At 70.7% G+C, this 7,910-nt stretch carries 8 protein-coding genes; 3 read left to right on the top strand and 5 right to left on the bottom strand.

Annotation, left to right across the window (positions count from 1 at the left end; translation table 11 throughout):
- From D7V80_RS39070 to D7V80_RS39060, 3 genes are all read right to left on the bottom strand, one after another.
- Window positions 1-203 (bottom strand): zf-HC2 domain-containing protein (locus D7V80_RS39070; protein ID WP_233586063.1); only part of this gene is annotated, 203 nt, incomplete at its 3' end.
- Between the two features lie 144 nt (window positions 204-347).
- Window positions 348-824 carry an anti-sigma factor gene (locus tag D7V80_RS39065; protein WP_120592879.1) on the bottom strand — a complete coding sequence of 159 codons (477 nt, stop codon included), beginning with the start codon at window positions 822-824 and terminating at the stop codon, window positions 348-350.
- Entirely contained in the window at window positions 821-1,402 is a 582-nt protein-coding gene (locus D7V80_RS39060) for an RNA polymerase sigma factor (protein ID WP_120592878.1), read from the bottom strand. Before D7V80_RS39060 ends, D7V80_RS39065 begins: the two co-directional genes overlap by 4 nt.
- A gap of 481 nt (window positions 1,403-1,883) precedes the next feature.
- Between D7V80_RS39060 and D7V80_RS39055 the strand changes: the two genes are divergently transcribed.
- Both D7V80_RS39055 and D7V80_RS39050 read left to right on the top strand, forming a co-directional pair.
- Window positions 1,884-2,435, top strand: coding sequence for a hypothetical protein (locus tag D7V80_RS39055; RefSeq protein ID WP_120592880.1), 552 nt, complete (start codon window positions 1,884-1,886; stop codon window positions 2,433-2,435).
- Entirely contained in the window at window positions 2,432-3,022 is a 591-nt protein-coding gene (locus D7V80_RS39050) for a tRNA-uridine aminocarboxypropyltransferase (protein ID WP_120564061.1), read from the top strand. The genes D7V80_RS39055 and D7V80_RS39050 overlap by 4 nt, the downstream gene beginning before the upstream one ends.
- 7 nt (window positions 3,023-3,029) lie before the next feature.
- Here the strand turns inward: D7V80_RS39050 and D7V80_RS39045 are convergent, their stop codons facing one another.
- Together D7V80_RS39045 and D7V80_RS39040 are read right to left on the bottom strand one after the other, a co-directional pair.
- Window positions 3,030-4,457, bottom strand: coding sequence for a protein-disulfide reductase DsbD (locus tag D7V80_RS39045; protein ID WP_120592877.1), 1,428 nt, complete (start codon window positions 4,455-4,457; stop codon window positions 3,030-3,032).
- Between the two features lie 69 nt (window positions 4,458-4,526).
- Window positions 4,527-6,140, bottom strand: a complete 1,614-nt coding sequence (locus D7V80_RS39040) for an SPFH domain-containing protein (protein ID WP_120592876.1) — start codon at window positions 6,138-6,140, stop codon at window positions 4,527-4,529.
- 369 nt (window positions 6,141-6,509) lie between these two features.
- Between D7V80_RS39040 and D7V80_RS39035 the strand changes: the two genes are divergently transcribed.
- Entirely contained in the window at window positions 6,510-7,871 is a 1,362-nt protein-coding gene (locus tag D7V80_RS39035; protein ID WP_233586064.1) for an IscS subfamily cysteine desulfurase, read from the top strand.
- The last annotated feature ends 39 nt before the right edge of the window (window positions 7,872-7,910 follow it).

Below are 7,910 nucleotides of genomic sequence, written 5' to 3'. Positions count from 1 at the left end.
GAGGGGGTGGGCGGTGGTGGCGCGTCGTTGTGGGCCACCGCGCCACACAGGGCCTGGACGCTGAGCATCTCCAGTTGCATGGCGTCATGCAGCCCGCTGGCGCACGCACGGCAGAGGGCCAGATGGAGCCGGAAGTGCTCCTCGTCCCCCGATTCCAGCTCCCCATCCAGGAACCGGTAGAGCTTCTTGCACCAGAGATCCATCACTCGTCAGGGCCCGGAGTCGCGCGGCCGCCTCCCGTCTTTTGACGCGAGCGGGAGCAATCCTTGGTGGATTCCGCTGACAGCGTTCGCCGCTGGCTCCCCGCCTGCCCCCCAGGGAGGAGCAGGCAGCAGGGGACCGCGTCGTCAGCGGCGCGTGCGGGGGCGCAGCAGCGTCGCACCGGAGCGGCTGGTGCGCGGGCACGGAAGGCGCGGCGCGCTGACCGCCTCCACCGCCTCCGGCTTCGCGAACCAGGGGCAGCAGTTGGAGCACCCCGGGCAGCGGCGGCGGAAGCGGCGGGCGCCCTGGTGCCAGGCCCGGCCTTCGCGCTCCGGAGGCGGAGGCACCTGCGCGGCGAGCGCGTCCCCGGGCCAGCTCTCCGGCACGTCGTCCCAGTCGGACCCGGGCACCGTGTCGCGGGCTCGGCGGGCGGACACCCAGCGCTCGCTCTCCGCCGGGTCCTCCAGCGCGAGCCTCGCGAGCATCTCCAGTTGCAGGAGGTCGTGGAAGCGGCGGGCGCAGACGTCGCAGGTGGCCAGGTGGCCCCGGACGCGGCGCTGGTCCTCGGCGGACAGGCTCCCGTCCAGGAAGGGCTGGAGATCCTCACACGCGGCGGTGCTCATCGTTCCCTCTCCTGGCGGCGGCGTTCCGCGGTCTCGTGGAGCATGGCCTTGAGGCGGCGGCGGGCGTGGAAGAGCCACGTGCCCACCGTTCCCGCGCTGGGGGTGTTCATCCGCCGGGCGATCTCCGCATGGCGCAGGCCCCGCGCGTGCAGTTCGAACGCCTGGCGCAGCTTCTCATTGAGCCGCGCCACGGCCTGGCGCAGCTCGTCCTCCGTGACGCACTCCCACTGCTCGGGCTCCGGCGCGTCCTCCGGGTCCTCGAAGAGCATGTGGACGTTGTGCAGGTCCACCCGGCGGTCCGTCTCCGCGCCCTGGCGGCGGCACTGGTCCAGGAACCGGTTGTGCAGCACGCGCACCAGCCACGCGCGGCGTGCGGGCTCCGGCCAGCGCTTGAGCCGCTCCCACTGCAGGAGCGCGCGCAAGAGCACGTCCTGCACCAGGTCGTCGCAATCACTGGCACCCTTGCCGCAGACATTGCGCGCGATGGCGACCAGCACCGGCTGATGGCGGATCGCGAACGCGGCGAACTCCCCTCCAGAGCCCTCCCGGACTGGCGGCTCCTCCCTCCCTGGCACCATGCGACCGCCTCCCTTCCCTCCAGAGAACGCCGAGGGTCGGATTCTTTTCTTCTCACGGATGCGACAAGCGCTGTCGCGCTTCTTCACGCATCACGGCGGCCAGTACGGCTGCAACACTTCAAGCAGACGCCAATTCCTTGCATGGAATAGACAGACATCCAGGGACTCCCCGTTCCAATGTCTCTCCATGGGTGTGACTTGCCTCCGGGGTGGCGCGCACCAGACCCGGCGTGAAAATGGGGGGCGAAAAAGGGCGTCCCGCATGCCCTGGCGGCCTTCCGGCGGCTGGGGCGTTTTCGTGAACGCGCGGATCCGCGCGGTGGGACCTCCTGGTGCGTCAGGCGGGGGGATGTGGCCCGCCGGGTCGCGTTCCGGCCCGGGAGGAGGCCCCCTGGGGGCCCGGGGAAGCGTCCTCGGACGTAACTCCCCCCTTGCGTGCCTGGGGAGTCCTTTGGTCCTCTTGGGTCACCGCCGTATGCCCATGGAAACCGCCGCCGACAGCCGAGAGTACCGCGTGGTCTTCTTCTGCCCCGCGTCGAACGCCCGGCTCGAGCGGCTGGAGGTCCCGGTGCGCCGGCTCCTGTCGCGCATCCAGGCGCCGCCGGCGGAGCTGGCCCCGCTGAGTGAGGCCGGGGCGCTCACGGAGGCCGGGTGGCAGGTCTACCTGGTGCGTTCGCTGACGGAGCGCAGCGCGGCGCAGGCGATGGCGGCCTACGTCAGCGAGGCCACCTGCGCGCTGGCGGCTGAGGTGGACGCGGAGGTGCTGGGGCTCTACGTGGACGTGTCCGGGGACTCCGCGCGCATCTGCCGCTGCGGCCCGGAGGACGGGCCGGAGACCTTCGCCGGGCGCCGGCAGGCCGCGCTCACCCGCACGTCCGAGTGGCTGGAGGTCTCCCCCGCGAGCCTGTCCGCCCTCTTCCAGTTGGATCCGCCGGACGCCGAGTACGAGCCGGACGCGGACGACCGCTTCGTCGAGGAGAAGCTGCGTGAAGCGCGAGCCCTGATGGAGCGCTACCGCACCGCGGCGAAATGAGGTCGAGCACCCCGGAGGACCTGTCGGGCCGTTGTGAGCGGTGCTACCTGCCCACGGCCCTGTGCCTGTGCGCGGACGTGCCCGTCATCCCCACGCGCACGGAGCTGCTGATCATCCGGCACAACAAGGAGTCGCAGAAGAGCACCAACACGGCACGCATCGCGGCGCTGGCCCTGCCCCGCTGCCACATCGTGTCCTATGGCGCGCCCGGAGCGCCCTTCGACGCGTCGGTGCTGGACACGCCGGACACGTGGCTGCTCTTCCCGGATGCACCGGAGGCGGAGGGGCCACCTCCGAAGCGGCTCGTGGTCATCGACGGGAGCTGGGCGCAGGCCCGGCGCATGGTGCAGCGCGTCCCCGCCCTGCGCCGGCTGCCGGGCATGAGGCTGCCACCGCCCGCGCCGGACACGCGCCGCCTGCGCAAGCCGCCGCACCCGGACGGGATGTCCACGCTGGAGGCCATGGCCGGCGCGCTCGCGCGGCTGGAGGGCGAGGAGCTCGCGAAGCCGCTGCTCACGCTGCACGAGCTGATGATTGAGCGCGTGCTCGCGAGCCGCGGCCGGCTGGGCTGGGAGAACTACCTCTAGCGACGACCTACTGGAGGACGACCTTCTGCATCTCCGCCGCGAAGGGCACGGGCTCCAGGAAGCCCGTCACTCGCGGCTTCGTCAGCACGGTACCGTCCGGGTTCACGAAGGCCACCGTGGGCAGACCCTCCACGCCCAGCTGCTCCATCAGCGCGTCCAGATGGTCCTCGCTGTTGGTCGCGTCGATCTTGATGGTGAGGAAGCGGCTGTCCTGCGCCTGGGAGATGACCTCCGTGGACGGATACGTCAGCCGGTCCAGCTCCTTGCAGGCCGCGCACCAGTCCGCGAAGAAGTCGATGAGCACCGGGCGGCCCTCCTTCTTCGCCGCCGCGAGCACCTGCTCGAACTGGCTCGCGTCGAACGTCGCCCTCTTCGCCGGCATCACGTGGTGCCACTGCCAGGACGGCGCCACCGGGCGCTCCTGAAGCCCCATGCGCACCCACAGCTCACCCGCGGGCCGCGCGTCCAGCGCGCCGCCGCGCACCACCAGCGCGCCCACCACCAGCGACACACCCAGCGCCTTGAAGCCGAAGTCGCGCGCGCCCTCCTTGAACGAGCGGTGCACCGCGCCCACCAGCACGCCCACCACCACCAGCACCGCGGCCAGCACCGCGCCGGGCACCTGGCCCACCTCGGCGCCCATCGCCTTCACGGTGTCGCGCGCCCAGGGGAAGGCGTCCTTCAGGTACGAGAACGCGAGCGCCACCAGCATGATGCCCAGCACGCTCTTCACCCACTCCATCCACACGCCACCGCGAGGCAGCCGCACCGTGAAGACGCCGATGAGGAAGAACGGCACGCCGATGCCCAGCGCGTAGATGAACAGCAGCGTCGCGCCCAGCGTCGTGTTGGCGGACTTCGCCACGAAGGCCAGGAGGCCCGTGAGCACCGGCCCCGTGCACGGCGCCGCCAGGAACCCGGACACGCTGCCCATCACGAACGCGCCCGCGATGCCCGTGCCGCCCACGTTGCTCAGCTTCGTCTGCATGGACGACGGCAGCGCCAGCTCGAACGCGCCGAACATCGACGAGGCCAGCAGCAGCAGGAACACCGCCAGCCCCACCACCACCACGGGGCTGCCCAGCATGGAGCCGAAGGCCTGGCCCGTCTTCGCCGCCAGGATGCCCAGCGCGCTGAACACCACGCCCATGCCCACGATGTACGACGTCGTCAGCGCCAGCGAGCGGCCCCGCGCCTCCGCCTTCCTCGCGCCGAACACCGACACGGTGATGGGGATGAGCGGGTACACGCACGGGGTCATCGCCGTGAGCAGGCCACCGGCGAACACCACCAGCGCGCCCCACGCGAGGTTCCCGGACTCCAGGAACCGGGCCGCGTCCAGCCCGGCGCTCGGGCCCGTGGGCAACAGCCACGGCACCACCGCCACCGCCACACCCGCCACCACCGCCGCCAGCGTCAGCTTCTTCGTGTCCATGCGTGCCTTACGCCTCCGCGCGTCCGGACCTTCGAGGCTCCCTTCTATATGCGGAGGCCGGGGACGCTGCTACCCCGCAGGCTGCTGCGCCGGGGAGGCAGGCACCTTCAGGCCCGCGGAGCGCGCCAGCCCCATCACACCCTCCACGGCGGCGGCGATGTAGCCAAAGGGGTTCGCTCCATCCACCGCCGTCACGTGCACCTCGCCCATCTGCTGCTGGAAGGCCGCCGCCACCTGAGGCAGCTGCCGCGCCAACGTCAACTGGATGACCTCCGGGCTCACCGAGTTCTCGATGTCACGCAGCGTCTTCGCGCGCTCCATCTCCAGCCCCTGCTGCGCCCGGGTGCGCCTCAGCTCCAGCTCCGCGATGCCGGCCTCCGCCTCCGCGATGGACTGCTTCGCCAGCAGCACCTGGAGCCGGGCGGACAGCTGCTCGGCCTCCTGCCGGGCCTCGGCGAGCTGGATGTCGTGACGCGCGGCCTCTGCCTCCTGCTGGCGGCGCATCCGTTCCAGCTCCACCTGCGCCTTGGCGGCCTCCGCCTCCTGCTCCCAGCGCAGTTCCTCCAGCTCGCCCTGCGCGCGGTTGTACGCGAGCTGCCGCTCGCTCGTGAGCCGTGCCTCCTCCAGGCGCGCGTCCGTGGCCAGCGCCTCCAGCCGGGCCTGCTCTTTCAGCGCCTCCGTGCGCGTGCGGACCTCCTCCTGCGCGGTCAGTTTCGCGAGCGCCACTTCGCGCTCCACGGAGGTCCGCTCCTGCTGCTGCTGGCGCGCCTGCTCCATCTTCGCCTGGGCCAGCCGCGCCTCCTGCGCGAGCTGCTCCATTTGCGCCTGCTCCTCCGTGGCCTGGGTGCGCTGGCGGACCTCCTCGCGCGCGGCGAGCTTCTGGAGGTTGAGCACGCGCTCGGCCTCCGTCTCCTCGCGCCGCACGAAGCGCTCCTTGGCCAGCTCCGCCTCGCGCGCCTGCCGCTCCTGTTCCCGGCGGAAGCGGGCCTGCATGTGTTCGAAGACGGAGGAGGACAGGACGCGCACGTCCTGGATCTCAATCGTGTCCAGCAGCACGCCCCAGCCCACGTCGGTGCGGTCCTCCAGCCGGCCCCGTCCGGAGAGCACCGGGGCAATCTCGCGCATCAGCTCCTCCGCGATGCCCTCCTTGCGCCGGGTGAGGCACTCCTCCACGGTGAGGTTCGCCACCAGCCGGCGCGCCGCGCCCACGAACATCTCCCCGAGCAGCTCCGCCAGCTTCTCCTGCGCGCGCTCCGGGTAGCTGAAGTTGAGCATCCGGAAGGCCACCAGCGGATCCGCGATGCGGTACACCGCCAGGCCCGTCACCGCCACGCCCACCTTCTCGCTCGTCACCTGATCCGCGGTGAACTGGAAGCGCTGGATGCTGGTGGGCACGATGGCCACCGAGTCCCCCGGCAGCTTGAAGCAGCTCGCCCCCTGGCCGCTCACCTCGCGCACGCGCCCCCGGCGCATGTGGATGAGGAACTCGCTGGGCCGCGCCGTAATCAGGCCCCACTTCTTCACCTTGTCCGGGTCCTCCGCGGGCTTGCCTGCCCGCCAGCCGTCCGCGTAGCGCGAGCGCTCCAGCCCTCCCTCCAGGCGGATCAGCGACGGCCGCCCCATCCCCTCCTGCTGCGTGTCCTGGGCGTTGCTCCGGGCCTGCGACTTCGCGTTGGCGCTCATGTTTGGCACCCTCCGCGCTGTCTCCAGTGCAGGCGCCCGGCCATGCCCGGCGGGACCTCGAAACGGGCACTTATGGGCGTGCGAAGCACTGTTTCGGCTCACCCCGCTCCAACCTGGCGCAGCCGGAGTGCTCCACTCTGGAGGAGCGTTGAACCATGCCGGCGCACTCCTCGACCGGGTGCGTCGCTGTCAGGGGCCTCGGACCCCATGTTCCCTTGACCCGAGGGGGGTCGATTTTATAATTGACCAGTCCGGTCCACATTCGTGTGGGCCCATGTAGACCCTGCCGCTGCGCGCGGACCCACCGCGTCGCCGGGGAGCGGAGGGGTGTTCCACCCTCCTGCGTCACTTCTTCCTGAGGACTTCATGCTGAGCCTGCCCATCTACATGGACAACCACGCGACCACCCCGCTCGACCCGCGGGTGCTGGAGGCGATGTTGCCCTACCTCCGCGAGGACTTCGGCAACGCGGCCAGCCGCAATCACGCGTTCGGCTGGAAGGCCGAGGCCGCGGTGGAGAAGGCGCGCCGGCAGGTGGCGGAGCTCATCGGCGCGTCGGAGAAGGAGATCGTCTTCACCTCCGGCGCCACCGAGTCCGACAACCTGGCCATCAAGGGCGTCATCGAGTTCTACAAGTCCAAGGGCGACCACATCATCACCCTGAAGACGGAGCACAAGGCCGTCCTGGACACCTGCAAGCGCCTGGAGCGCGTGCGCCAGGAGCGCCTGGACGAGCTCAAGCTCCTGCGCCTGGGCCAGCTGGCCGAGCGCGACGTCACGCCCGAAGAGGTCCCCGAGCTGGCGGCGAAGTTCAACCTGGACGCGGACGACACGTACAAGAAGTGGGCGGAGATGCCCACGGGTGGCGCGCGCGTCACCTACCTGGACGTGGAGAAGGACGGCCGCGTGAGCCTGGAGAAGCTGGCCGCGGCGATGACGCCCAAGACGGTGCTCGTCTCCATCATGTTCGCCAACAACGAGATCGGCGTGGTCCAGCCGGTGGCGGAGATTGGCAAGCTGTGCCGTGAGAAGGGCATCCTCTTCCACTGCGACGCGGTGCAGGGCGTGGGCAAGGTGCCCTTCGACGTGGAGAAGATGAACGTCGACCTGGCCTCCATCAGCGCGCACAAGATGTACGGCCCCAAGGGCGTGGGCGCCCTCTACGTGCGCCGCAAGCCGCGCGTGCGCATCGCGCCCATGGTGGACGGCGGCGGTCACGAGCGCGGCATGCGCAGCGGCACGCTGAACGTGGCGTCCATCGTCGGCTTCGGCGCGGCGGCGGAGGTCGCGAAGCTGGACCTGCCGGAGGAGTCCGCGCGCCTGTTCCGCCTGCGCGAGCGGCTGCGCACCGGCATCATGGAGCAGCTGGACATGGTGACGGTGAACGGCAGCCTGGAGCACCGCATGCCGGGCAGCCTGAACATCTCCTTCTCCTACGTGGAGGGCGAGGCCCTGATGATGTCCATCAAGGACGTCGCGGTGTCCTCCGGCTCCGCGTGCACGTCCGCGTCGCTGGAGCCCTCCTACGTGCTGCGCGCGCTGGGGGTCGAAGAGGACATGGCGCACAGCTCCATCCGCTTCGGCCTGGGCCGCTTCAACACGGAGGAGGAGGTCGACTTCGTCATCCGCCTCGTGGTGGACAAAGTCCGCAAGTTGCGAGACATGAGCCCCCTGTACGAGATGGCCAAGGAAGGCATCGACCTCAAGAGCATCGAGTGGACCGCCCACTAGGCGCTCCCCTCCCCTCAAGACTTCCCGCCGGGCACGGCC

The sequence above is a fragment of the Corallococcus sp. CA054B genome (assembly GCF_003611625.1).
GTDB lineage: Bacteria > Myxococcota > Myxococcia > Myxococcales > Myxococcaceae > Corallococcus > Corallococcus coralloides.
This window is presented reverse-complemented; position numbering and strand designations above follow the sequence as displayed.

Excerpts from the sequence above, each read along its gene's own strand:
- D7V80_RS39040 (WP_120592876.1), bottom strand. The coding sequence starts at position 6,140 with ATGAGCGCCAACGCGAAGTCGCAGGCCCGGAGCAACGCCCAGGACACG.
- D7V80_RS39065 (WP_120592879.1), bottom strand. The coding sequence starts at position 824 with ATGAGCACCGCCGCGTGTGAGGATCTCCAGCCCTTCCTGGACGGGAGC.
- D7V80_RS39055 (WP_120592880.1), top strand. The coding sequence starts at position 1,884 with ATGGAAACCGCCGCCGACAGCCGAGAGTACCGCGTGGTCTTCTTCTGC.
- D7V80_RS39045 (WP_120592877.1), bottom strand. The coding sequence starts at position 4,457 with ATGGACACGAAGAAGCTGACGCTGGCGGCGGTGGTGGCGGGTGTGGCG.
- D7V80_RS39050 (WP_120564061.1), top strand. The coding sequence starts at position 2,432 with ATGAGGTCGAGCACCCCGGAGGACCTGTCGGGCCGTTGTGAGCGGTGC.
- D7V80_RS39060 (WP_120592878.1), bottom strand. The coding sequence starts at position 1,402 with ATGGTGCCAGGGAGGGAGGAGCCGCCAGTCCGGGAGGGCTCTGGAGGG.